Source organism: Pseudomonas sp. Tn43, from assembly GCF_014192635.1.
GTDB lineage: Bacteria > Pseudomonadota > Gammaproteobacteria > Pseudomonadales > Pseudomonadaceae > Aquipseudomonas.
The window spans coordinates 256295-280182 of record NZ_JACHYG010000003.1 but is presented as its reverse complement, the minus strand read 5'-3'; the positions used below and the strand labels follow the sequence as shown (position 1 = coordinate 280182).

General features: G+C 54.7%; 22 protein-coding genes and 2 pseudogenes. 13 read left to right on the top strand and 11 right to left on the bottom strand.

From position 1 onward, the window contains the following. Positions 1-70 precede the first annotated feature (70 nt). Positions 71-397, top strand: a complete 327-nt coding sequence (locus tag FHW68_RS09780; RefSeq protein ID WP_095630891.1) for a DUF2025 family protein — start codon at positions 71-73, stop codon at positions 395-397. A gap of 93 nt (positions 398-490) precedes the next feature. Here the strand turns inward: FHW68_RS09780 and FHW68_RS09775 are convergent, their stop codons facing one another. Beyond that, the gene (locus FHW68_RS09775) at positions 491-1186 is read right to left on the bottom strand and encodes a CTP synthase (RefSeq protein ID WP_183680174.1); all 696 of its coding nucleotides are present in this window, start codon (positions 1184-1186) and stop codon (positions 491-493) included. A 207-nt stretch (positions 1187-1393) separates the two neighbouring features. Then, on the bottom strand, positions 1394-2002 hold the full coding sequence (locus FHW68_RS09770) for a TetR/AcrR family transcriptional regulator (RefSeq protein ID WP_183680172.1): 609 nt from the start codon (positions 2000-2002) through the stop codon (positions 1394-1396). A 214-nt stretch (positions 2003-2216) separates the two neighbouring features. Here FHW68_RS09770 and FHW68_RS09765 point away from each other — a divergent pair, with 214 nt between their 5' ends. Continuing rightward, positions 2217-3272, top strand: coding sequence for an MBL fold metallo-hydrolase (locus tag FHW68_RS09765; RefSeq protein ID WP_183680170.1), 1056 nt, complete (start codon positions 2217-2219; stop codon positions 3270-3272). A 215-nt stretch (positions 3273-3487) separates the two neighbouring features. Here the strand turns inward: FHW68_RS09765 and FHW68_RS09760 are convergent, their stop codons facing one another. Both FHW68_RS09760 and FHW68_RS09755 read right to left on the bottom strand, forming a co-directional pair. Further along, positions 3488-3745: an XRE family transcriptional regulator gene (locus FHW68_RS09760; RefSeq protein ID WP_183680168.1), complete on the bottom strand. Its 258-nt coding sequence runs from the start codon at positions 3743-3745 to the stop codon at positions 3488-3490. A gap of 11 nt (positions 3746-3756) precedes the next feature. Continuing rightward, a complete protein-coding gene (locus tag FHW68_RS09755) occupies positions 3757-4074 on the bottom strand; it encodes a helix-turn-helix transcriptional regulator (RefSeq protein ID WP_183680166.1) in 318 nt (105 codons plus the stop codon). A 275-nt stretch (positions 4075-4349) separates the two neighbouring features. Here FHW68_RS09755 and bglX point away from each other — a divergent pair, with 275 nt between their 5' ends. Further along, positions 4350-6641 (top strand): beta-glucosidase BglX, encoded by a 2292-nt coding sequence (gene bglX / locus FHW68_RS09750; protein WP_183680164.1) that lies wholly within the window; start codon positions 4350-4352, stop codon positions 6639-6641. Between the two features lie 201 nt (positions 6642-6842). Here the strand turns inward: bglX and FHW68_RS09745 are convergent, their stop codons facing one another. Further along, complete coding sequence (locus tag FHW68_RS09745) at positions 6843-7610, bottom strand: helix-turn-helix transcriptional regulator (RefSeq protein WP_095634579.1); 768 nt, start codon at positions 7608-7610, stop codon at positions 6843-6845. A 112-nt stretch (positions 7611-7722) separates the two neighbouring features. Here FHW68_RS09745 and FHW68_RS09740 point away from each other — a divergent pair, with 112 nt between their 5' ends. The 3 genes and pseudogenes from FHW68_RS09740 (at position 7723) to FHW68_RS09735 (ending at position 9427) form a co-directional block, all read left to right on the top strand. Beyond that, entirely contained in the window at positions 7723-8541 is an 819-nt protein-coding gene (locus FHW68_RS09740; RefSeq protein WP_183680162.1) for a sulfite exporter TauE/SafE family protein, read from the top strand. 36 nt (positions 8542-8577) lie between these two features. Then, a pseudogene (locus FHW68_RS27280) lies at positions 8578-8703 on the top strand (hypothetical protein); the annotation flags it as partial. A 34-nt stretch (positions 8704-8737) separates the two neighbouring features. After that, positions 8738-9427 (top strand): DUF6933 domain-containing protein, encoded by a 690-nt coding sequence (locus FHW68_RS09735; RefSeq protein WP_183680160.1) that lies wholly within the window; start codon positions 8738-8740, stop codon positions 9425-9427. Here FHW68_RS09735 and FHW68_RS09730 read toward each other — a convergent pair whose 3' ends face one another. Continuing rightward, positions 9428-10417 carry a hypothetical protein gene (locus FHW68_RS09730; protein WP_183680158.1) on the bottom strand — a complete coding sequence of 330 codons (990 nt, stop codon included), beginning with the start codon at positions 10415-10417 and terminating at the stop codon, positions 9428-9430. A 260-nt stretch (positions 10418-10677) separates the two neighbouring features. Here FHW68_RS09730 and FHW68_RS09725 point away from each other — a divergent pair, with 260 nt between their 5' ends. Next, positions 10678-11994 (top strand): type II toxin-antitoxin system HipA family toxin, encoded by a 1317-nt coding sequence (locus FHW68_RS09725; RefSeq protein ID WP_183680156.1) that lies wholly within the window; start codon positions 10678-10680, stop codon positions 11992-11994. After that, positions 11991-12404 (top strand): helix-turn-helix domain-containing protein, encoded by a 414-nt coding sequence (locus FHW68_RS09720; protein WP_183680154.1) that lies wholly within the window; start codon positions 11991-11993, stop codon positions 12402-12404. The genes FHW68_RS09725 and FHW68_RS09720 overlap by 4 nt, the downstream gene beginning before the upstream one ends. Before the next feature lie 70 nt (positions 12405-12474). On the opposite strand, the pseudogene FHW68_RS27275 reads toward FHW68_RS09720, so the two are convergent. Beyond that, positions 12475-12660: pseudogene (locus tag FHW68_RS27275) on the bottom strand (phage antirepressor protein); the annotation flags it as partial. Between the two features lie 123 nt (positions 12661-12783). Here FHW68_RS27275 and FHW68_RS09715 point away from each other — a divergent pair. Further along, a complete protein-coding gene (locus FHW68_RS09715; protein WP_183680152.1) occupies positions 12784-13878 on the top strand; it encodes an HNH endonuclease signature motif containing protein in 1095 nt (364 codons plus the stop codon). Positions 13879-14014: 136 nt separating this feature from the next. On the opposite strand, the gene FHW68_RS09710 is transcribed toward FHW68_RS09715, so the two are convergent. Next, positions 14015-14551 carry a Bro-N domain-containing protein gene (locus tag FHW68_RS09710; protein WP_183680150.1) on the bottom strand — a complete coding sequence of 179 codons (537 nt, stop codon included), beginning with the start codon at positions 14549-14551 and terminating at the stop codon, positions 14015-14017. Positions 14552-15015: 464 nt separating this feature from the next. Here FHW68_RS09710 and dgt point away from each other — a divergent pair, with 464 nt between their 5' ends. After that, positions 15016-16419 (top strand): dGTP triphosphohydrolase, encoded by a 1404-nt coding sequence (dgt, locus tag FHW68_RS09705; protein WP_183680148.1) that lies wholly within the window; start codon positions 15016-15018, stop codon positions 16417-16419. After that, positions 16400-17179 (top strand): hypothetical protein, encoded by a 780-nt coding sequence (locus FHW68_RS09700; RefSeq protein WP_183680147.1) that lies wholly within the window; start codon positions 16400-16402, stop codon positions 17177-17179. The genes dgt and FHW68_RS09700 overlap by 20 nt, the downstream gene beginning before the upstream one ends. Before the next feature lie 92 nt (positions 17180-17271). Here FHW68_RS09700 and FHW68_RS09695 read toward each other — a convergent pair whose 3' ends face one another. The 3 genes from FHW68_RS09695 to FHW68_RS09685 all read right to left on the bottom strand — a co-directional run bounded on the left by FHW68_RS09695 (position 17272) and on the right by FHW68_RS09685 (position 19891). Further along, positions 17272-18522 carry a ribonucleotide-diphosphate reductase subunit beta gene (locus tag FHW68_RS09695; protein ID WP_007934889.1) on the bottom strand — a complete coding sequence of 417 codons (1251 nt, stop codon included), beginning with the start codon at positions 18520-18522 and terminating at the stop codon, positions 17272-17274. Between the two features lie 645 nt (positions 18523-19167). Continuing rightward, positions 19168-19440: a hypothetical protein gene (locus FHW68_RS09690; RefSeq protein WP_183680145.1), complete on the bottom strand. Its 273-nt coding sequence runs from the start codon at positions 19438-19440 to the stop codon at positions 19168-19170. 187 nt (positions 19441-19627) lie between these two features. Continuing rightward, on the bottom strand, positions 19628-19891 hold the full coding sequence (locus FHW68_RS09685) for a DUF2790 domain-containing protein (RefSeq protein ID WP_095634590.1): 264 nt from the start codon (positions 19889-19891) through the stop codon (positions 19628-19630). Positions 19892-20440: 549 nt separating this feature from the next. Between FHW68_RS09685 and acs the strand changes: the two genes are divergently transcribed. Continuing rightward, complete coding sequence (acs, locus tag FHW68_RS09680) at positions 20441-22396, top strand: acetate--CoA ligase (RefSeq protein WP_095634591.1); 1956 nt, start codon at positions 20441-20443, stop codon at positions 22394-22396. Between the two features lie 669 nt (positions 22397-23065). Next, positions 23066-23839: an ABC transporter substrate-binding protein gene (locus FHW68_RS09675; protein WP_008009943.1), complete on the top strand. Its 774-nt coding sequence runs from the start codon at positions 23066-23068 to the stop codon at positions 23837-23839. The last annotated feature ends 49 nt before the right edge of the window (positions 23840-23888 follow it).

Sequence of the window (23888 nt, the reverse complement as noted above, 5' to 3'; positions counted from 1 at the left end):
GGAAACCCGTTCGCTTGCCCTGCGTGTAAACCATCGATCACCGGTCTTTCGACCTTTTGTGAGGTTTATCATGCGCATCACATCCCAGCTCATTTGCCAGGCCGCCGACCAACTCAAAGGCTTCGTCGGCCTCAATCGCAAGACCGGCCAGTACATCGTTCGTTTCAGCGAAGACTCGTTCGGCATGGACGTGGCGGATGACGGCATCATCCCCAGCAGTGAATTCGTCTGGGCTTCTGGCCCCGAGCAGACCATGACGCTAAAGCGCGAACTGATCCAGTTGCTGCTGGACCAGAACATCGACGACCGGATCAACATCACCGAACCGTTGCGGGTGTACATGAATCGGCGGGAAGTGCCGGAAATTTCGGCGGTGAGGAGTTTGGTGCGGGGTTGAAATTTCCCATCGCGAGCAGGCTCGCTCACACATTGAATGTGGAAGCGAGCCTGCTCGCGATGGCGATCCAAAAAACACGGAACCTGCTACTGCTCAACCACACGCCTCGATCAACGCCCGAACCAACGGCGGCAGAGTACCCTGGAGCGCGGCGCGTTCCGGTTGGAACAAGGTGGCAACGAAGAACGGATGATCTTTTAGCTCCACCGCCCGCAGATCCCCCGCCGAATCATGGCCGACTGCATGCAACTGTTGTTTCAGTAGCTCACGTTCAAACTCAGGATTCACGCCATAGCGGCAGCGATATCCTTCACGAATCTCAGCGTTTTCGTACGCCTTGGCGATCAACGAGCCTTCAACCAAATGAATGCTGTCGACGGCTTCCACCAGCGAACAGGTCAGCGGCGTGAGTAACGCTCGCGTGGCCTCGGGCGAGGTCTCGCCGTGTTCGGCATCGCTCCAGCCCAGAACGTTGCGGGCAAATTCCAATACCGCGTGCTGAAAACCGCCGCAAGTGCCGAGGAAAGGTCGCTGCTGCTCTCGGGCAAAACGGATCGCCCGTAAGGCACCGTCCATGTCGCGATAAGGGCTGGCGGGCACGCACCAGAAACCATCGAAGTCATTCAGTGGCGTAGCGGCGTTGATGCGGTCGGTGGCCAACCATTGAAACTGAATGTCTTGGCCTGAGTGTTCGGCAGCCATGCCAAGGGCGACAGGAATGGCTTGGTGGGCGGTGACCTCTGGGTCGTGATCGCCGATCAGGGCGATGCGGATGGCGCTGGTTTCCATGAGTGATCTCGACGCTTGTTGATTCCTGGTACCCACTATAGATTGGCGATTACGCACGCTGAAACTTCCTTCAATGGCGGTTCCTTACCTTGCGAAGGCTTCATGACCTCCAACGCCAGTTTCATTCTGAAACAAATTACGGCGTTCTCTTCAGCGCTATCCGGCCTTCGGCAAAACAGTACACATTGTCATTTTTTGCAACCCGATTCAGCACTCATAACAGGTCAGGAACATGTCTAGCGCCGACTCCACAACGGTGTGCTGCATCTCGGGCGACAAGCCTGGCTGGCCCATGGAAATCTGCGGCCAGAACGCAAAGGACTTGAGCAATCCCTGGACCTGTTGTGCGGCGAATTCGGGGGCGACCGGTTTCAATCGGCCATCGGCCTGAGCAGCCCGAATCCATACAGTCACGCCTTCTTCACGTTCACCCATCCGGGCGACCATGTTCTGCGCGCGCTCGGGAGAATGGATGGTGGCGGCGATCGCCACTCGCGCCAGGTCGAGAAAATTGTCATCGGCCAGCATCTGCAATTTCGCCTGCAACAGCTGACGCAACTGGTCGCGCAGGGGCAGATCAGGGCGGTAGGCGGTTTCCTGTTCGGCCGTTACCCGCGCCCACAACTGATTGAGGATTTCGGCGAACAGCTCCTCTTTACTCGGGAAGTGGTTGTACACGGTGCGCTTCGACACGCCAGCGGTGGCGGCGATCTTGTCCATGCTGGTGATATCGAAACCGTTGGCACGGAATTCGGCAATCGCCGCCTGGATGATGGCTTCGCGTTTACGGTCGGTGAGGCGATATGGAGCTGTCATAAATACGCTTAGGCACGAAAAGGTTGAGAACTACACTTGGCAGTTTACTTGCGAACGACTTTGATGCAACCTTGAAACTACACTGTGCAGTGTAATGTTTTGTTAATCCTGCCCGGTAAAAAATAGAACTCGCGGCTGATGCGTGCGTGCTTTGGCCATCTATCGTCCCCAAAGGGAAAATCGCGAACTGCCGTTTTCCTGGAGTCATTCAGTCATGGCCCCTTTAACCCCAGCGGATAACGCCTCAACGCCTGAAGCTTCACGACAGGCGCAAGGGCAATATCGAAATCATGTACCTGTGAAGCGCGAAGGCTTTCGCAAAACCTTGCGCATCTTGTGGGACTTTATCTTCAACAAGCCGCGCGACACCCGTCCGTCCGCTCCCGTCCCGGTGCAAACCCTGACCCAGGCAGCGTTGATCGCTGCGCCCAACCACAGCGTCTATCGTCTGGGTCATTCCACTGTACTGCTCAAACTGCGAGATAAATTCTGGATCACCGACCCGGTCTTCGCCGAGCGCGCCTCACCCGTGCAATGGGCTGGCCCGAAGCGTTTCCATCAGCCCCCGATCAGCCTCGAAGACTTGCCACCGATTGAAGCGGTGATCCTGTCCCACGATCACTATGACCACCTCGATTATCAGGCCGTGCTCAAACTGGCGGATAAAGCCCGATACTTCCTCACCCCGCTGGGTGTAGGCGACACCCTGATCAAGTGGGGTATCGATGCCAGCAAAGTGCGCCAACTGGATTGGTGGCAGAGCACTGAGGTCGATGGCCTTCAATTCGTCGCCACCCCTTCGCAGCACTTTTCCGGCCGTGGCCTGTTCGACGGTAACAGCACCCTTTGGGCGTCGTGGGTGATGATCGACGGCGACACGCGGATTTTCTTCAGTGGCGACAGCGGTTATTTCGACGGCTTCAAACGCATCGGCGAACAGTACGGCCCATTCAACCTCACGCTCATGGAAACCGGCGCCTACAACGTCGAGTGGCCGCATGTTCACATGCAGCCCGAGCAAACCTTGCAGGCGCACATCGACCTCAAAGGGCGCTGGTTGCTGCCGATCCACAACGGCACCTTCGACCTGTCGATGCACGCCTGGTACGAACCCTTCGACCGTATTTTGGCATTGGCCTGGGAACGAAACGTGTCGATCACCACGCCGCAAATGGGCGAAGCATTCAACGTGATGTATCCGCAACGGGGCAGTGCGTGGTGGTTTGGATTGGAAGGCGAAAGCGATCAGGCGGCGCCTCAGAACGCTTGATGTTGTGCTATCGGGCCGCTTGCCATGGGCGCGGCACGTGATGCCGAATGCAATCTGTAGCAGCTGGCGAAGCCTGCGTTCGGCTGCGCAGCAGTCGTAAAATCAGAGATTGCGGTATGTCAGGCAGACCGCGTTAGCTGGATTCACGACTGCTGCGCAGCCGAACGCAGGCTTCGCCAGCTGCTACAAAAAAGTGGGTGGCCTGGCTCCTTGCCCTATCTATTTACGTTAGTCAGGTTTGGATATTCCGAGATCTTTGCCACGGTCAAATCGCGAAGTTGTCCACCCAGTAATTCGTCCAGTTCTTCCCGAGACAGTCCGAGCCTTTGGGCAGCCTCAGTCTTGCTCAGCTGACCGTTTTGGAGGAGCAGGCCAATCTTCATGACATGTTCGGCTTTGGCCCGCATCTCACCCGCCTCGGGATAGCCCGGCGCCTCGTGAAGGCAGCTGTTGCTTCCATCGATTTCATTCATTGGCTGGCACCTCATTCAACCATCGCATAATCCGCCCGCCCCACCGGGTCCGGTGTCGACCCTCTCACATTCATCCCTCTGCCCGTTGCAAATCCCGGGAAGAACACCAGGCCTTGCGACTCGAAGCAATACGCCAACGCCAGTCGGGTGACATCGAGCACATCGCGTTCCGCCTCGAAGCGCTGAATGGCGTCAATGGAAACCCCGGACTCCTCGGACAATTCTTCAACGCTCCAGCCCAGCATCGCTCGGGCCTGGGCGCAGTGGGCGGGGGTGAACTGAAAGAGGGCGATACGTTCCAGGGTGATTTTCATCGCAAGAGTGACCATGGTGTTCTCCGGGCTCGAGAGTGCTGATTCAAAATATACTGTGTTTTTGTACAGTTGTTTTGATCCCGGATCAAACTCATTTTTTTGATCGATTCTGTTTTCCGCTCCGGCAGGCGCTTGAGAGCGACTACGCTGTTTCTATGCGGGCACCTGAACGCTCAAGGCTTTCAACGCCCGCGAGCAGCAATGATTGAACGTCAGCTTTCTGATCTTCAATACAGGGAAGGTGGCGTTTATGACGCAGTGCGCCACAGCGTTATGCAGGGAAGGGAATCATGAAAAGACTACGTCTGTTATGTGCCCTGATCGGTTTTACAAGCTTGCCCGCCGCGGCTGATATGGCATCGTTGAGCAAAGAGGCCTTTGTCAGCAACCTGATAAGTCAAATGACCCTGGAGGAAAAAATCGGCCAACTGAGGCTGATCACTATTGATGAAAAGATGACTCCCGAAAAAATACGCGAAGAGATCGCCGCCGGGCGAATCGGTGGTACCTACGGCTCTGTAAGCCGTTTCGTAAACCGCCCCATGCAGGACGCGTCTCAACAAAGCCGCCTGAAAATCCCCATGTTTTTCGGCTGGGACGTGATACACGGCCATCGAACCATTTTCCCCATTGGGCTGGCATTGGCCTCCAGCTGGGACATTGGCGCTATTGAGCTAAGCGGCCGGATAGCGGCAAAAGAAGCCAGTGCAGACGGTATCGACCTGACCTTCGCCCCGATGATAGATATCGCCCGGGATCCTCGTTGGGGACGCACCTCCGAAGGCTTTGGCGAAGACACCTATCTGGTTTCGCGCATTGCCAAAGCGATGGTTCAGGCCTACCAGGGCACAAGCCCGAATGCACCCGACAGCATCATGGCCAGCGCCAAACATTTTGCGTTGTACGGGGCTGTCGAGGGTGGGCGCGACTACAACAGCGTCGACATGGGCCTGGCCAGAATGCACCAGGATTACCTGCCGCCTTATCGTTCGGCAATCGAGGGGGGCGCGGGGGCAATGATGGTCGCGCTTAACTCGATAAATGGCGTGCCAGCCACTTCCAATGCCTGGTTGATGCAAGACCTGCTGCGCAAGGCATGGGGCTTCAAGGGGCTGGTCATCAGCGACCATAACGGGATAAACGATCTGGTTCAGCATGGTGTGGCGAAGAATCACCGCGAAGCCGCCAGGCTCGCGATCAAGGCCGGCGTCGATATGAGCATGAACGACTTTTCCTACGGTCCGGAGTTACAGGGGCTGCTTGAGTCGGGCGCTATTTCCCAGAGCAATATCGATAACGCAGTGCGGGAAGTGCTGGGGGCCAAGTACGACATGGGGCTGTTCGAAGACCCTTACCGGCGCATCGGCATTGCCAGTGAAGACCCCGCTGACAACAATGCCGAACACCGTCTGCACAGAGCCCAGGCCCGTGAGGTGGCACGCAAGACATTGGTGCTGCTCAAGAATGAAAACGGCCTCTTGCCGCTGAAAAAAGAGGGCGTGATCGCACTCATAGGCCCGTTGGCAAAAAGTACCGTCGACATCATGGGCAGTTGGTCTGCAAGCGGCGTGGCCGAGCAATCGGTGACGATCTACGACGGCCTGAAAAACGCCATGACCCAGGGCTCGCTGATCTATGCCCGAGGCGCCAATCTCGAGGAGGATCAGGAGGTCGTTAAATACTTGGAATACCAGGGCGTGTCCAAAATCGAGAATGACCCTCGTTCGGCGGCAGAAATGATTGATGAAGCGGTGAAGGCTGCACAGCAAGCCGATGTCGTGATCGCAGTAGTGGGCGAGCCCCGCAGCATGTCTCATGAAGCGGCCAGTCGAACCAGCCTCGACCTGCCTGGGCGCCAGAGTGAATTGATCACCGCCCTGAAAGCCACCGGCAAGCCGTTGGTACTGGTGTTGATGAACGGCCGGCCACTGTCCATTGGCAAGGAGCACAAACAGGCTGATGCAATTCTGGAAACCTGGTACAGCGGCTCGGAAGGAGGCAACGCCGTGGCTGATGTGCTGTTCGGCGACTACAACCCATCCGGAAAATTACCCATCACCTTTCCACGCTCCGTGGGGCAGATACCCAATTACTACAGCCACTTGAACACCGGTCGCCCCTATATAGCGGGTGCGCTTCGCAACTACACGTCGCAATATTTCGATCAATCCCACGGTCCGCTTTATCCCTTCGGCTATGGGCTGAGTTATACCAACTTCAGCCTGACCGACATGGCCCTGTCGTCGACTACCCTGAGCAAGACCGACAACCTCGTCGCCAGCGTCCTGGTGAAGAACACTGGTCAGCGCGACGGCGAAACGGTGGTTCAGTTGTACATTCGCGATGTCGTGGGATCTGTCAGCCGTCCGGTGAAAGAACTGAAGAACTTTCAAAAAATCATGCTAAAGGCCGGAGAGGAGAAAGCAGTCCATTTCAGCATTAATGAGAACGACTTGAAGTTCTTCAACACCCAATTGGAATACGCCGCCGAGCCGGGCGAATTCCGGGTGCAGATCGGTCTGGATTCCCAGGACGTGAAGGAGCAGAGTTTTGAGTTGCTGTCAGAACAAGGCAGCGGCTGATGCTTATGGAATTGTGAGACAAACATTGCACCTGTGGCGAGGGGGCTTGCCCCCGTTCGGCTGCGCAGCAGTCGCAAGCCCGGTGCATGCGGTGTGTACCTGACAGAACGGCGTTGCAGGTTTCAGGTCTGCTTCGCAGCCCAACGGGGGCAAGCCCCCTCGCCACAGGTTTTGCACTTGGCAGGTGCTTTTTTGGCCTCGCTATTTCGCCCCCTCCAACCAAACGGACGGTGCCTGCCCCAGCACGCGACGAAACATCGTCGAGAACGCTGCCGGGCTGTCATAGCCAAAATCCAGGGCAATCCGCGTCACCGGCGTGCCCACCGCCAACCGCGCCAAAGCCAACACCACACAGGCCCGCTGCCGCCATTGGCTGAAACTCAGCCCAGTCTGCTGGCGGAACAAACGATTGAAAGTACGCAAACTGATATGCAACTGGTCAGCCCAGTGTTGCGGCGTTTGATGAGCGTTCGGTTGCTGGAGAAACGTCTGGCACAACCCCAGCAGTCGCGTATCCACAGGCAGCGGAATGTGCAACGGCAAGTGAGCGCTACGGGCCAGTTCATGCAGCAGCAAGTCGATCAGCGCACCATCGCGTCCGGCCTCGTCGTATTCCAGCGCAACCTCTACCGACTCCATCAGCAAATGTCGCATCAGCGGCGAAACATTGATTACCTGACAGCGATTGCCCAGATCAACCGCCCCCGGTTCGATGTACAAGCTGCGCGTGCTCACCCCCAGCATCAACACCTCATGCGCCACCCCCGGCGGAATCCACACCGCCCGCTGCGGCGGCACCACCCAATTGCCGTCGTGCGTACTCACCTGCATCACCCCGGTGGCGCCGTACAACAACTGCGCCCGTCGATGGGTATGGCGCGGCAACAGCTGCCCGTCGGGGTAATCCGTGCCGAGGGCCACCACCGGTCGCGGCGTGTCATCCAGCAGATCAATCGAAACATTGCGCATCGAGCGGTACCCAGCGGTTGGCGTAAACGCAAACATTATTGGCCGACTTGCTGAAGCAGGCCAAGCCTCATCGCCCTATCGTCGGCCACTCTCAACCAACGGACGATGCGCGATGTTCTTCTACCTCTTGTTGGCACTCTTCGGCTGCATGACCGGCGTCACCGCCGTGCTGTTCGGCTTCGGCGGCGGCTTCGTCGTCGTGCCCCTGCTGTACCGCATGCTCACCGCCAGCCACGGCGCCGACGCCCCCATCAGTCAATCGGCGATGCACATCGCCGTGGCCACCTCGACCTGCGTGATGATCGTCAACGCCCTGATCGCTACCGAAAAGCATCACCGCGCCGGTAATCTCATTCGCCATTACCTGTGGCCGTTGGGCGGGTTCATCGGTTTGGGCGCGATCGTCGGCGCCGTTGCAGCGATGTGGGCGAGTGGCGAACTGATCCGTTTTGCCTTCATCGCCTACCTCGGCGTGACGATTCTGGACTGCTTGTTCCGACGCGGTTTTCTTACACAGTCCGACGCCGTCATCCCACGGCGATTGGGCAGGGCAGAAGTGTCGGGCGGCGGTGTAGGCATCGGCAGCATCGCCACGTTCCTCGGCGTGGGCGGCAGCGTCATGACCGTGCCCTTGCTGCGGCGTTGTGGGCTGAGCATGTCCCATTCGACGTCCATGGCCAATCCGTTGAGTCTGCCGGTTGCACTGGCCGGGACGCTGACTTACATGGCGATGGCGGGTTTTGCCGAGTTTGATCTGGGGGCGTGGTTTGTCGGTTATGTGGATGTGCTGGCGTTTGCGGTGCTGACGGCTGGATCGCTGGTGGGGATTCGCCTGGCGACGCCGTGGATCGGACGGATACCGGACCAAATACATGCGCGGGTTTATATTGGTTTGCTGGTTTTGGTGATGCTGAGTATGTGCGCCAAGTGAGGTTGGAATCAGTCGGCTTATTCGCAAGAATAGGCCATGCACGACTTGCTGACCGACGCCGAATTATCAGTTCTAAGCGAACATGCGCTGGACTACATTTCGGAAGTTGTTCGCCAACCCTATGAGCTTGAATGGGTTGACGAGATCGTGAGCCAGGACTGAGTGTCCTTCACTACATGAACCAAAAGGACCAAGGATGTTGATCTTCAACTGCACTGAAGCGGCCAGTGACTTCTTCAGTCGCGTGAGCAAGGGCAAGAAAATCACTCCGGTGGAGAAACCGCCATCGCCTGTTATCGAAGACGACGAGTCAGTTGAGTCCACCGAACAGTGGCTGGTCCATGCAATCACCGTTCAACGCAAGCACGTGTTATTTGTCATCCATGTGCAAACCCGTTATTGCATGATTTTCGCGGACGCGAAAAAGGCCGATGTCGCAGGTTTTGTTCAACGTTTTTCCGAGCGATGGATAAACGGCCTGATCCATCATGCGGGGCAGCACGACATCCTTCGCTGGGCCGAAGATAAGCCAATGATGGAGCGCTTTGAGGAAAGCAATCGCGAGTACCGACTGTATAAACGCCGTCATCGCGGTGCGCAAAAGCACATCGACGAGATCGCCTGGATCTTCCAGGATTGCGCTGCGGAGTGGGGCACCTTACCGCCGGATGAGTATGCGGCCGGCTGCTTCGACGCGAGGATGAACGACTTCCTCAAAGGCAGTAAAGGTTATAAAGACTATTACTTCCCGAGCGAAGAGATGATGGTTCACTGGTTACGTCAGTATTGCGGGGTTGATGAGCAAAGTATTCAGGCAGCACGTGATCGACTTGAAGAGGTGAAGCAGGAAATTCGGGATCTGGAGAATCAGCTTCAGCAAAACTGATTACTTCTCCGCCAACCCCGGCGCTTCACGAATAATGAAGTGATCCAGATTTTCGATGTTGGCACTGAACACCCCGAACGTCTGTTCGGGGTTTTTCTTGCTCGGCACCTGCTTCAACTCCGGCGTCACCCCATAAAAGAAGCAATACAACTCGGCGTCACTGTCGACCGCGTGCTTGATCTCTTCCAGAAACGCCTTGCGCTTGCGGTAGTTGTCGATCAGCTTCTTGCTCAAATAAACGTTCACCGAATAAGGCTTCTTCTTCGCCTCGTCCGGTTGCTTGAACCAGACCTTCTGCTCGAAATCGATACGAAAACTCTGGGTGTAGTCCTTGATCTCCTTGATCTTGCCCCAGTAAATCAGCCCCTTGTTGTCCTGCAAATACTCAATCTTCTTGAAGAACGACCCATAAGGCGCCGAGTGCTCGCCAATCTTCAGCGGCATGCGCTTGAGCAGCTCCTTGTCCTCGAAGTTCGACACAAAACACTCCACCGGATGGGCGAAGACACTGGTCTTGTCCGGCGCCGACTCCCGGCTCGGATGCTCGACATTACTGGCCGTTGAAGCTGGTTTCGGGCCATCCCGCATGACATCCGCCGCCTCCGCCGGGTTTGACGGCTTACGCACATACTCACGCCGAGTCAGCAACAACTCCGACGGAAAATGCTCCTCCCGACTGTCATCCGATTCCGCACCATCCGCCTCCAGCCCCGGCGCCGGCGTCTTCAGGCTGACATAAGGACAACCCTCGACATGCCGCGTGCTGGGTATGTTCTTGAAGTGCGGTGTGCGCACGTAATTCACATTCTTGGCGTTGAACGTCCCCAACACGTTGGCCGCATCAAACGCCGAACGGCAGGCATCGTTGGGGCACTGGAAGTGTTCTTTGGCGGAGTCGAAATCCATGGTCTCGTCGAAATTCAAATCGCGCACGTCATAGATCGACAGCTTGTCGTCGAGGCTGAGGCAGTAGGCGAGGTCGAATTTCATGCTGGGCTCGGGTCCTTGAGTGGGGAAGGGTATTAATAGCGGGAGGCGGGGCGGGTTGCACTGAATGTTTTCGACGCGGTGCAAAATCTGTGCGAGCCTGCTCGCGATTTCCCCAAACCAGCGCAGTCACCAAGCTCGATGTAATCGGCATGATAATGCCGATTATGAGTTGGGTTTCCTAGGTAATCAGAATTATATTGCTGAAAACGAAGGGTTGAGCCACAGTAGTCGGCATCATAGTTCCGATTGTATGGCGCGCCATGTTAGGAAAACTCACGATCCAGACTTTCATTGAAGGCCATTGGCACGATGCAATGACGCTTTCTGTGTCGAACGTTCAGAAGGTTGATGAGTCGCGATGCAGCGCCTCTTACGACCAGCATTACTTGGTCGATTTCATCAATAAACTAGAGACGCCGTTCGAGCCCGCCATCAGTGTGAACCTTCCGCTGAGCTGGAACCCTGTCGATAGCAAAGGCTATCCCCCATTTGTCTACGACATCATACCGGCCGGCGCTGCTCGTAAATCGTTGCAGAAGCGATTCGGTGGGGAAAAGCCTGATGGCATGGACATGAGCTTTTTCCTCCTGAGTCGCTGCACGCCCTCGCCCATTGGGCACTTGCGCGTGAAGGAATCTTTCGAGCATATCGATCAGACTCGCAAGGAGGCCTTTGCGCGCAAAGAAGTCGTAGACAGAACAAATGACTTCCTCGAATACGCCTATGAATCTGGCGCTGCGCTAGGCGGTGCTACGGGCGCTCAGGGGGAAGCTCCAAAGCTGATTATGGTTGAGGATGAGGATGGAGCGCTTCATGCCGATGCGATGCTTTCTGACGAGCTTGCGCGTCGCCATTGGTTGGTGAAGTTTGCTCGCAACCAAGCTACTGAGCGCGACAAGAACATCCTGCGGGCCGAGTACCACTACTACAAAGCGATATCCCAGCTCGGTTTGAACACGATATCCATAGATGAACTGGTGCTGGAGGAAGCCGCTAAGCCAAGTCTGTGGATGCCGCGCTTTGATCGGCGAGTCGCTAACGGCGTGGTGGAGAGGATTCCGGTCGAGTCGATTTATTCAGTGTGTGGGAATACCGAGCCTGGTTCGAAGATGAATCATGAGGATGTGCTCAGCCGCCTGATCCACCTGTGGCGTACGAATGGGCAGGAGGGAGAGCTTGAGGAACTGGTACTTGAATACCTGCGCCGTGACCTGCTGAACCGTATCCTGGGGAATTCGGATAACCATGGACGCAACACGGCCATTTTCAGGTATCGGGACAAATTTGAGCTGGCGCCGATATACGATCTTGCACCGATGGTGCTCGATCCGGAAGGCGTTACTCGAGTCACCAAGTGGAAGCCCGAGCATATGGGAAGTCCTGACTGGAGAACGATCTGCGGATACTTCCAGGACGTGGTGAGCCCTGACATGCTCTTCGAGCGTCTGCTCGAAGCCGCTGAGACATTTAGAGCTTTGCCGGATCTGCTGGTCGATCTTCCAGAGGAAGTGAGGCGCGCCCAGTCTATTCCAATGAACAATCTGGATAAGCGCCTGGTTGAATGGGGGCTGCGATGAAAGAGAACAGCAACGAACGGCGCAGAGAGCTCATTGACGACATCGTCATGCAGCATGTGACGGGGATCGAAACCCTGGGCACCGCTATTCGCCGGCTACGGCTGGAGGTGACCGGTCTGGATCAGGAAACCTTTGCTGTCATGTGCAACATGTCGACCAAGGCCCTGTACCAGATCGAGAAGGACAAGAGTAATCCGACCATCAGCACCATCGACTCTATCTTGAGGAAATTCGGGTTGCGCCTGGGGCTGACCATGGCTGCCACAACCCTTTACACGCCGCCGCTTGGGCAGCAAAAGCCGGTTTCCAAAGCGCCCGTTCGCGGTGCCAATCCTAAACGCAAGTCCGCAGGACAGCTTAATAGAGTGGCTTCGTTGCGAGCCACAACGAAGACCAAGGATGGCGATTAGGGCTCGACCGAATGAAAAAAATCCGTTGCTTGAACTTCAAACAGCGGATTTTTTATGTCACGACAAACAATCAGAACCCACGCAATACCCTGGAAGCTTTCCGCCACCAGGATTCACGCCGATTGAATGGACCATCTGCCAACACACAAGGCATATCACGCAACCGAATCCAGGGCTCATCCTGCCAGTGCAGCATGCTGAGCGACGCGTACACACCGGATTCGCTCAACATCAAGCGTTCTTCCGCAGCGCCGTGGGCATATTGAGCATTAGCGCTTTAGAAATAGTGGCTTTTCGCCTTGTTACGCATTGAAACCCTTTGGTACTTTGGTTGCTGTAGGAATTTTCCTACGGCAATTGTCGATGAAGGGCAGCACTCGTGGCGATCAAAGCGGTTTCGAAGGAACGAGTAGACAAAGCGATGTTGGAGTTTGATCGTAAATTCCGGAGTAGGCGTGAGTGGCAGGGCTGGGAAAATAACTTAGCTCACCGATATGCCATTCACGCGGGCGGTGAGCTGTATCCGGCGAAAAAAATCGTCTCTCTGGCTACCGGCATTGCTGTAGGCGAGTTCTCTGGTGGGTATCCGACCAACAGTTACCTAGAAAAACGAGGCTTCACAATTGTGGAGTTACCTCGCGGGGAGGCCGAGCCGGTGTTGCAGTTCACTCCAGGAGCTGTTTACGACCGAAAAACTGAGATCAATGGACCGTTCGGCGGAAGCCTGCAAAGTGGCATTGCGGCGTCCGCTACCCATCCTGTGATTTTTTTGTTCACCGGCGATAGTGGTGAGCAATACGGATATGCCGACCATTGGGAAGACGGCGCGTACTTTTACACCGGTGAAGGACAACGCGGGCCCATGACTTTGATCCGTGGCAACCGAGCCATTGCCAAGCATGCGGAGGATGGCCGAGCGCTGCACTTGTTTAAGTCCCTCGGCAAAGGTAATGGCTACGCTTACGAGGGCGAATTTTCGTGCGCCGACATGTTTAATCGGACCCAGCCGGATGTGAGTGGCCAGGCACGGACGGCGATTGTTTTTCGGTTAGTCCCTGTGAGTATTCCTAGTGGAATGATTGGGGCTGAAGAAGATGAGGGTGAAGCTGACCTTCCCGACTCTCTAGCTGCTGCACGGTTGGCTGCGCTGGCTGCGTGTAAGCCTGGCAGCGATGAGTTAGGGCAATCCGCTCCGCGTAAGATCTATCAGCGCAGCCGAAAGGTTGCGCACTATGTACTGATGCGCGCTCAGGGGGAATGCGAGAGCTGTAAGATGCCGGCTCCTTTTATGAAAAAGGATGGCACACCCTACTTAGAGCCACATCACGTAAACCGGCTCTCAGATGGTGGGTTAGATCACCCACGCTACGTGGGGGCCGTGTGCCCAAGTTGTCATAGGGAAATTCATTCTGGAGTGCACGGGGCGTTGGTGAATGAGAGGCTGAAGCAACGGTTGGAAGCAATTGAAGGTTGATTGAGCTTTCGTCGTTACGTTCATAACATCGCCGAGGGTTGAAAACCCTCGGCGATGCTGAGTGGTCATTACGATGTCTACGAAAATTCCTACTGAAAAGACCGATGCATCGCTAAAGCGATCCTATAAATACGTTCTAACCCACCGAATGCTTCGAAGACTGAAACACCACTTCCGCCACCTTCCGCCACCAAGGCTTAACCACCGGCACCCGCCGCCGCGTGCGATTGAGCAACAGATAAGGCATATCCCGCAGCCGAATCCAACCTTCATCCTGCCAATGCAACAGACTCAATGACATCTCCGGCCAATCCAACAAGCTCAACATTGGCCGATCCGCATTTTTCGACTGCCCCGCATCACGTAAGGCCGGCACCACCTGATGAGTCAACCACTCTCGCAACAACCGATTCCCTGGCGCGTAGTGATACACCAGTAACGCATACACACCGGATTCGCTGAGCATTAACCGCTTCTCTGGTTGGCCGTGGTAGTCAATCAACAGTGTATGCCGTTGATCCTCATCCAGCTTGCTGACTACCCGATCACTCAGGTGAAAGCCCATTAAGCGACCCAGATCGCGGGCGCAGAACCATGGTTGGTTTTCCAGGAGGAGGGCGTGAAGTTCGAGGTTTTGGCGAATGAAGACGGTGGGGGTGTATGGATCAGACATGGCAAGCCTCCAGGCATGGAGGCGCATAGAAAATGAAGCAGCTAACGCGGATTTCCTTCGGAGAGAAGGAGAGATTTTTAGGCATATCCTTTACCTCTGTGTGATGGCAGCTTTCTTAGGGCTGGGTGCCGGGAGTTAAGAAACCCCACACAGAGGGCCGGACATATTCCCCTTTCGGGTCTTGTATTCGCCCACTCCCGGCATAACAGAGATTTTTTGATGCGCACGGAGGAGCCGTAGGCACAAAAAAGCCGCTACTGTCGGGTGCGGTTGGTCCGCTGTGTGAGGTGTTTCTTAGGCACCTAGCCGGGAGGGTATGGGCATAATTGGTGGGGGTCAAGCATCAAAAAACCCATAAATGTAAAGGCGCGTGACGAGAAATGAACATGTTGGCACTAGTCGTTTATCCACAGTACTATGCTCATCACCTTATTTGGTCAAATAGTCAGTGAAAAGGATCTCATATGCTCAATTGGACTCAGCTTTTAAATCAAGATCGTAGGAAAGATAAGTTAAAGCCAGGTGGGACATCTGCTACAGCAAATGGTAGATATGAAATTGAGCGAGACTATGACCGCATCCTTTTTTCGGCCCCGACGAGACGTTTAGCCGACAAAACTCAAGTTTTTCCTTTAGATAAAAATGATAGCGTAAGAACTAGGCTTACCCACTCGCACGAAGTTGCTACGTTGGCCAGAAGTATAGGTTTGCGATTGGTGTACGAGAACCCCAACCTTTTTGAAGGCGCCGGTACATGTGAATTTATCCAGCGCAGCGTTCCCGCTCTATTGGCTGCGATAGGACTCGTTCATGACTTAGGTAACCCTCCTTTTGGACATCAGGGAGAATATGCAATTAGAAATTGGTTTGCTGAAAATAAAGAAGAGGTGTTTGGGGGTGAAACTGAGGATGCTTTCGATTTCTTGAATTTTGATGGAAATGCGCAAACGGTTCGTCTTGTAACAAAATTACAAATTTTAAATGATCAATTTGGTCTTAATTTGACTTATGCGACACTTGCGGCTTTATTGAAGTACCCCGTGTCAACAAAAAATATTTCTAAAGAAAAGTGGAAAAAGCAAGGATTTTTTAAGTCTGAGGAAAAAATAGTAGCCGAGGTTTGGGAAGCTACTGGGCTTTCGGAAGGCGTTAGGCATCCGCTAACTTATATCATGGAAGCTTGTGATGATATTGCGTATTCGGTTTTAGATGCTGAAGATACGGTTAAAAAGGGATTGGCTTCATATTATGATTTATTAAGATATCTAGAAAAGAATTGTACCTTTGATGCGGTGGCTGCTGGTGTAATCGCCTGTGCTAAAGGACATAGTTCCGAATTTGAAAAAGGGGCGCTGAGTCCGCAGGAATTAAATGACTGTTCAATGCAAATGTTTCGCGTCCATGCTATTACAGCGATGGTTAAGTCTGTTGTAGATAAGTTCTCTGAGCTTTCGAAGGGCTTTTTAGAGGGGCGTCAGGTTTTCAAGGGGTTAATAGGGGTTTCTGATGCCGCGAATTTTTGCAAGGTACTAAAAGACTTCGATATGGCGTATGGCTTTAAGCATAAAAGTGTATTGGAATTAGAGTTGAGAGGTAATAATTACATAGAAGAAACTATGGATATGTTATGGGTAGGAATCCATGGAAGGCTGGATGGAGGATTTAAATCTAATGCACCATTCGGTGAGTATGTTTACTCAAGGATCTCAGAGAGCTATAGACGGATTTTCTCAGACCCATCTAATGAACTGTCAACGAGCTATAAAGAAGCGCAGCTTTTAGCTGATGCCGTTTCTGGTATGACGGATAGCTATTTGATTGCTTTGCACTCGGAATTAAAGCCTCTTTATGATCGACATTGCCGTTAATAGTCAGGCTTTTAAGAAGCGAGTTGTACGATTTTTCAGCTCGCCTAAAAGATCTGATGTTGCAGATTTTATTAAACGTCTTTCCCTGTTTGGCGAGGTGCTGGTTTTTGGCGGGTTGTTGAGAGATATAGCTCTCTTTGGGGCAAGAGGATTTAATTCTGATATCGACTTGGTTGTCGATTGCTCTATTGAAGAGATGTCCGTTTTTTTTGTTACAGAGGCTTCTGCATTTAGTAGAAACAAATTTGGTGGGTATAGGGTTGAGGTTGGTGGCTGGACGGTGGATGTCTGGCCTATCCGTGAAACATGGGCGTTTAAGCATAAGCACGTTTTGTATGAGGGGCGCGAGAGCTTACTTCTGACAACTATTACAAACTGGGATGCTGTCGCTTTCTCATTTAAAGATAAGCAGATAATTTCTAGTTCATCTTATCTGGAGTGTCTAAAAATGGGCGAGCTAGAGGTTGTGTTGACGGAGAATCCAAATAAAGCGGGGGTTTTAATACGGGTTATTAGAGCGATTTGTGATAAGCGTGCCAAAATTCTTATGCCTAGGCTCCTGAAATATCTGAAGTGTGAGCTTCCGAAGTGGACGTCAAGTCAAATAGTTGTGGCCCAAGAAGAGTTGCTTGGTCGGGTTTATCTTTCTGAGTTTGATTTTTATAATTTTAGAGATGAAATTTTTTCTTTGCAGGAAGATTTGTTCGGAAGTCCTGTTTCAATAAAGGGTCGAAATTTTTCTCTGGTTTTTGAAGGGTGATTTCCTGAGAGATTTCAATAAAAAAAGCCCTGAGGAATCAGGGCTTTTTACTATGGCTGCATCAGTACTAGCAGGTGGTTTAGCTTAAGGAATCAATCCCAGCTCAACGCCCCACCCGTCTGATACTCAATAACCCGCGTCTCAAAGAAATTCTTCTCTTTCTTCAAGTCCATAATCTCGCTCATCCAAGGGAACGGGTTAGTAGTCCCTGGGTATTCCTCTTTCAACCCAATCTGCGACAACCGACGGTTAGCAATAAACTTGAGGTAATCCTCCATCATCGCCGCATTCATGCCCAATACCCCACGAGGCATGGTATCCCGTGCGTATTCGATCTCCAGCTGAGTCCCTTGCAGAATCATCTGGCTCGCTTCTTCCTTCATTTCAGCATCCCACAAATGCGGGTTTTCGATTTTGATCTGGTTGATCACGTCGATGCCGAAGTTCAGATGCATGGATTCGTCGCGCAGGATGTACTGGAACTGCTCGGCGACGCCGGTCATTTTGTTGCGGCGGCCCATGGAGAGGATTTGGGTGAAGCCGCAGTAGAAGAAGATGCCTTCCAGAACGCAGTAGTAGGCGATCAGGTTGCGCAGCAGCTCTTTGTCGGTTTCGACGGTGCCGGTTTCGAACTTCGGATCGGAGATCGAACGGGTGTATTTCAGGCCCCAGGTGGCTTTTTTCGCGACCGACGGGATCTCGTGGTACATGTTGAAGATCTCGCCTTCATCCATGGCCAGCGATTCGATGCAGTACTGGTAGGCGTGGGTGTGGATCGCCTCTTCGAAGGCCTGGCGCAGGATGTACTGGCGGCATTCCGGGTTGGTGATCAGGCGGTACACGGCCAGAACCAGGTTGTTGGCAACCAGGGAGTCGGCGGTGGAGAAGAAGCCGAGGTTGCGCATCACGATGCGGCGCTCGTCGTCGGTCAGGCCTTCCGGGTTTTTCCAGAGGGCGATGTCGGCGGTCATGTTGACTTCTTGCGGCATCCAGTGGTTTGCGCAGCCGTCCAGGTACTTCTGCCATGCCCAGTCGTATTTGAATGGGACGAGCTGGTTGAGGTCGGCGCGGCAGTTGATCATGCGCTTTTCATCGACGGCTACACGGGCAGAGGCGCCTTCCAGTTCGGCGAGGCCTTCGGCGACGTCGAGGGAATCCAGGGCAGCCTTGGCGCGGGCGATCGCGGCGGAGTCCGTCGCGGTCACGGCGCGGGCCTCTTGAGCGGCGGCACCACCGGCGCTGTCGAGGCGGTCCATGTTAGCTTCAGAAGCGTGGCCGGCGTTGGCGCCTTTTACAGCGACTTCGCCGTCATCTTCTTTGTCGAATTCGTCCCAGCTCAGCATGACGTGTCGTCTCCTGCGTGAGGGCCAGATTGCCCGTGTGAAAACTGATAGGTTGGTTTTTCACACAGCCGTTTCTGGCCGCGTTGGATCTAAAGGAAATCGTTTGTTGCAGCGGTACAACGCAGGCAATAAACAGAATTTTGTACGGGTGTTCCGAAGCCGCTGAGGGGTGCAGAAAACGTGAACCGCTCTGCGTGGGCTTCAGACTGGCTTTTCACCTCTGTAAGGGAATATTGCAGGCCCGTTTAAGTGCGCATTATAAGGAAATTTTCGCCCCCGTGGTGCGGCGAAATGGCACCCGGAGCGGTCGGCGAGTGGCGTTTTCAGGTTGGAGCGAGGGTTTACAGGGCTTTGGCGGAGGAAGTTTTTTTTTCGCCTGTTTTGGCTGGTTTTTGACGGTGAGGGCTGGGTGTTCGCGCGATTAGGGTCTGCTGTTGTGTTGCAGGCCAGGTGGGGCGGGCCTTTCAGCGTTTTTGTGGGTGGGATTGTGTGCAGTTTTTGGCTGAAAATGTTCTTGGAATAGACTGCTCAAAAAACAACCAGAAACGGCGATTTTTACTACATGTAGTGGTTTTGGTCGATTTTTGACCACTCCAGACACAACTAAGCCCGACCGAAGTCGGGCTATGAGGGCGTTTTCGATTTTCAGCTGAGACGACCAGCGCCGACATGATCAGAACCGTCGGCGGCGACCTTGGCAGCGCCGGTGTGATCAAAGCCGTCTGCAGCAACCCTGGCAGCGCCAGTGTGATCAGAACCATCGGAGGCGAAAGAAGCCGAACCCGTGTGGTCATAACCGTCAGAAACGACAGCCGCTTGAGTGAAAGCGGCCGAGCCGGTGTGGTCGTAGCCATCGGCGGCGGAAGTGTTGGCGGCCAGAACGGAAAGGGTCAGGGCGAAGATCAGTTTGGTTTTCATGGTGGTATCTCCAGGTTCGTTGGCGTTGTGTGCCTTGGGCGTGGAATTCATCCTACGCCAACTAATTTGATTAAAAATCGCAAATAAACGCTTAAAGCAATCGTATTTATCGATTTAATGCTCGGCGCTTCATCTGCCTTCAAAGCGGGCGGATGGATCGAGCCTTGATAAATAAAGGGGGGGCGGATCAGCCGTTAGTGCAGCCGTTGCCCATGACGCTGTAGCGCAGAATGTGCCGCTGGCCTTTGGAATCGTCGTATTCCATTTTGGCCGGAACCACTTCGCAGACATTCGGGATTTCGCTCATCGATATGACTTTGGCGATGTCCAGGTGGGTGGAGTAGGTGTATTCCTCAATGGCGGGTTTTTGCTGTGCGACATCAGTCGGGACCTCATCCGCCATGGCGGTTAAGCACAGACTGCCGAGGACCAGAACCCATAAAGCTTTCATTTCAAATTTACCTTTCTGAGGTCGAATGGGGTCGCGCAATCTTTTTTGGATTGCGTGTGGCGCTTTAATAAAGAGACTTGGATTAACTGCCTTCGTGGGGGCTGCAACTGGGTTAATCACGTTGCCGTGTTGGCGAGATCGATTTTAAGCCTGGGGGTGGCGGGCATATAGCCGTGCTTTTGATAAACACTTTTGGCGGATTTGGTAACAATCCCCAAAAAGGCAAGGCATCCGTTTTACTGCGACGCATGATTTGTAGCAGCGGGCGAAGCCTGCGTTCGGCTGCGCAGCAGTCGTAAAACCAGCAATGCGGTATGTCAGCTAATTTGGCGTTTACCGAATTGCGACTGCTGCGCAGCCGAACGCAGGCTTCGCCAGCTGCTACAGGTCGCGTTCCGGCATTGTCTGGAATAGGCGTAGAAGTGGGGTTTCGGGGTATCCACGATAATTTGTAGGGGCTTGTTACTACCATCGTCGAATGGTTCTATAGGCCCGGCCCGGCTACAACTGAAGCCATACAAAAACAACTATTCCACCGAGGTAAGAAAGATGAGTGCGGCTTCTTTGTATCCCGTTCGTCCCGAGGTTCTAGCCAACACGCTGACTGACGAGGCCACCTATAAGGCCATGTACCAGCAGTCGGTCGTCAACCCGGACGGCTTCTGGCGTGAACAAGCCAAGCGCCTGGACTGGATCAAGCCTTTCACCACGGTGAAGCAGACGTCCTTCGACGATCACCACGTCGACATCAAATGGTTCGCCGACGGCACGCTGAACGTTTCCTACAATTGCCTCGACCGTCATCTGGCCGAACGCGGCGATCAAATCGCGATCATTTGGGAAGGGGATGACCCGGCCGAAAGCCGCAACATCACCTACCGCGAGCTGCACGAACAAGTCTGCAAGTTCGCCAACGCCTTGCGCGGCCAGGATGTGCATCGCGGCGACGTGGTGACGATCTATATGCCGATGATCCCCGAAGCTGTGGTCGCCATGCTGGCCTGCGCCCGGATCGGCGCAATTCACTCGGTGGTGTTCGGCGGTTTCTCGCCAGAAGCCCTGGCCGGCCGCATCATCGACTGCAAATCCAAAGTGGTGATCACCGCTGACGAAGGCGTACGAGCTGGCAAAAAGATTCCGCTGAAGGCCAACGTCGACGACGCGCTGACCAACCCGGAAACAAGCAGCATCCAGAAAGTCATCGTGTGCAAGCGTACGGGTGGCGACATCAAGTGGAACCAGCACCGCGACATCTGGTTCGAGGACCTGATGAAAGTGGCGGGCACCGTGTGTGCACCCAAAGAGATGGGCGCTGAAGAAGCGCTGTTCATCCTTTACACCTCCGGTTCCACCGGCAAGCCGAAGGGCGTGCAGCACACCACCGGCGGTTACCTGCTGTATGCGGCGATGACCCACGAGCGTGTGTTCGATTATCGTCCGGGCGAAATTTACTGGTGCACCGCCGACGTCGGCTGGGTCACTGGTCACTCATATATCGTCTACGGACCGCTGGCCAACGGCGCGACCACGCTGCTGTTCGAAGGCGTGCCGAACTACCCGGACATCACCCGGGTGGCGAAGATCGTCGACAAGCACAAGGTCAACATCCTTTACACCGCACCGACCGCGATCCGCGCGATGATGGCCTCGGGCACCGCCGCCGTTGAAGGCGCCGATGGCAGCAGCCTGCGCCTGTTGGGTTCGGTGGGCGAGCCGATCAACCCGGAAGCCTGGGACTGGTACTACAAGAATGTCGGCAAGTCTCGTTGCCCGATCGTCGATACCTGGTGGCAGACCGAAACCGGCGGCAACATGATGAGCCCGTTGCCGGGCGCTCACGCCCTCAAGCCGGGTTCTGCGGCGCGTCCGTTCTTCGGCGTGGTGCCAGCGCTGGTGGATAACCTGGGCAACATCGTCGAAGGCGAGGCCGAGGGTAACCTGGTGATTCTCGATTCGTGGCCAGGCCAGGCGCGTACGCTGTTTGGCGACCATGACCGCTTCGTTGACACCTACTTCAAGACGTTCCGTGGCATGTATTTCACCGGTGACGGTGCGCGTCGCGATGCGGACGGTTATTACTGGATCACCGGTCGCGTGGATGACGTGCTCAACGTATCCGGCCACCGCATGGGCACCGCCGAGATCGAAAGCGCGATGGTCGCGCACCCGAAAGTCGCCGAAGCGGCGGTGGTCGGTGTGCCGCATGACATCAAGGGGCAGGGCATTTATGTTTACGTCACCTTGAATGCTGGCGAAGAGCCGACCGAGCAATTGCGTCTGGAGTTGAAAAACTGGGTGCGCAAGGAGATCGGTCCGATTGCTTCGCCGGATGTGATCCAGTGGGCGCCGGGCCTGCCGAAAACCCGTTCGGGCAAGATCATGCGCCGGATTCTGCGCAAGATTGCGACGGCCGAATACGATGGGTTGGGGGATATTTCGACCCTGGCCGATCCGGGTGTGGTGCAGCATCTGATTGATACGCACAAGACCATGAACGTCGCGTAAGCGCCGATTCCTGAGTCATCGAAACCCCACCAGGTGTTGAGCCTGGTGGGGTTTTTTCGTATTGATCGTTCCCATACTCTGCGTGGGAATGCCGCCATGGACGCTCCGCGTCCGCCGTTGACGCTGTGACGCAGAGCGTCACGGGATGCATTCCCACGCGGAGCGCGGGAATGATCAGCGGGAGTGCCAATAATTATCGGTATCCGCCGTAGGCCCATTCCCACTGTTACCCATCCCGCTTCAAGTAACTTAATGTGTAACCGCTCGTCCAATAACGAGGCATTGGGAAACGCAACGCCCCGTTTCAGGGCCCTTCAATCCGGCCGGAAAAATAAGACGCCACGCTGCGCTTGCCGGATTAGAAGGGTTTGCCAATAATAGGCCCGCAATTTGCAATATAGATCGGTTCACTGTCTTTTGCTCTTGCATGAAATTGCAAGGCTGTCAATGCGCTCAAGCGGCTTTCTCGGTGCATCTGTAATTTGTTGTCGCATTGAAGAAATATCGGCTTCGGGCCTGTCGTTAGAATGCCGATCACTCGCTCGTCGTTGCCTGTGTTGAAATCAGCGCATGGTTCCTAGGACGCAGCACCGCTTTGCGGTTTAACCCATTCGCATATTGGGCTGTTGCTCACTCTGCCGTTTTGCCCTTTACCGATGGAGTCCCAAGATGAAGAAACTTGTGCTGCTTGGCGCCCTGGCGCTGTCCGTGCTGTCCCTGCCGACCTTCGCCGATGACAAGCCCGTAAAAATCGGTATCGAAGCAGCTTACCCTCCGTTCGCCTCCAAAGCGCCGGATGGCAGCATCGTGGGTTTTGACTACGACATCGGCAATGCCCTGTGCGAGGAGATGAAGGTCAAGTGCGTGTGGGTCGAGCAAGAGTTCGACGGCCTGATCCCGGCACTCAAAGTGCGCAAGATCGATGCGATCCTGTCGTCCATGTCCATCACCGAAGACCGCAAGAAGTCTGTGGACTTCACCAACAAGTACTACAACACCCCGGCTCGCCTGGTCATGAAGGCCGGCACTCAGGTCAGCGAAAACCTGGCTGAGTTGAAGGGCAAGAACATTGGCGTGCAACGTGGTTCGATCCACGAGCGTTTCGCCCGCGAAGTCCTGGCCCCGCTGGGTGCCGAGATCAAGCCTTACGGTTCGCAGAACGAAATCTACCTCGACGTGGCTGCCGGTCGCCTCGACGGCACCGTGGCAGACGCTACCCTGCTGGATGACGGCTTCCTGAAAACCGACGCTGGCAAAGGTTTCGCCTTCGTTGGCCCGGCCTTCACCGACGTCAAATACTTCGGCGACGGCGTGGGTATCGCAGTTCGCAAGGGCGACGCGCTGAAAGACAAGATCAACACCGCGATCGCGGCCATTCGCGAGAACGGCAAGTACAAGCAAATCCAGGACAAATACTTCGCCTTCGATATCTACGGCAAGTAATCGTCCCCGCAACACCTGCGAAATGGCGCAAGCAACAGGATCTCTGAGG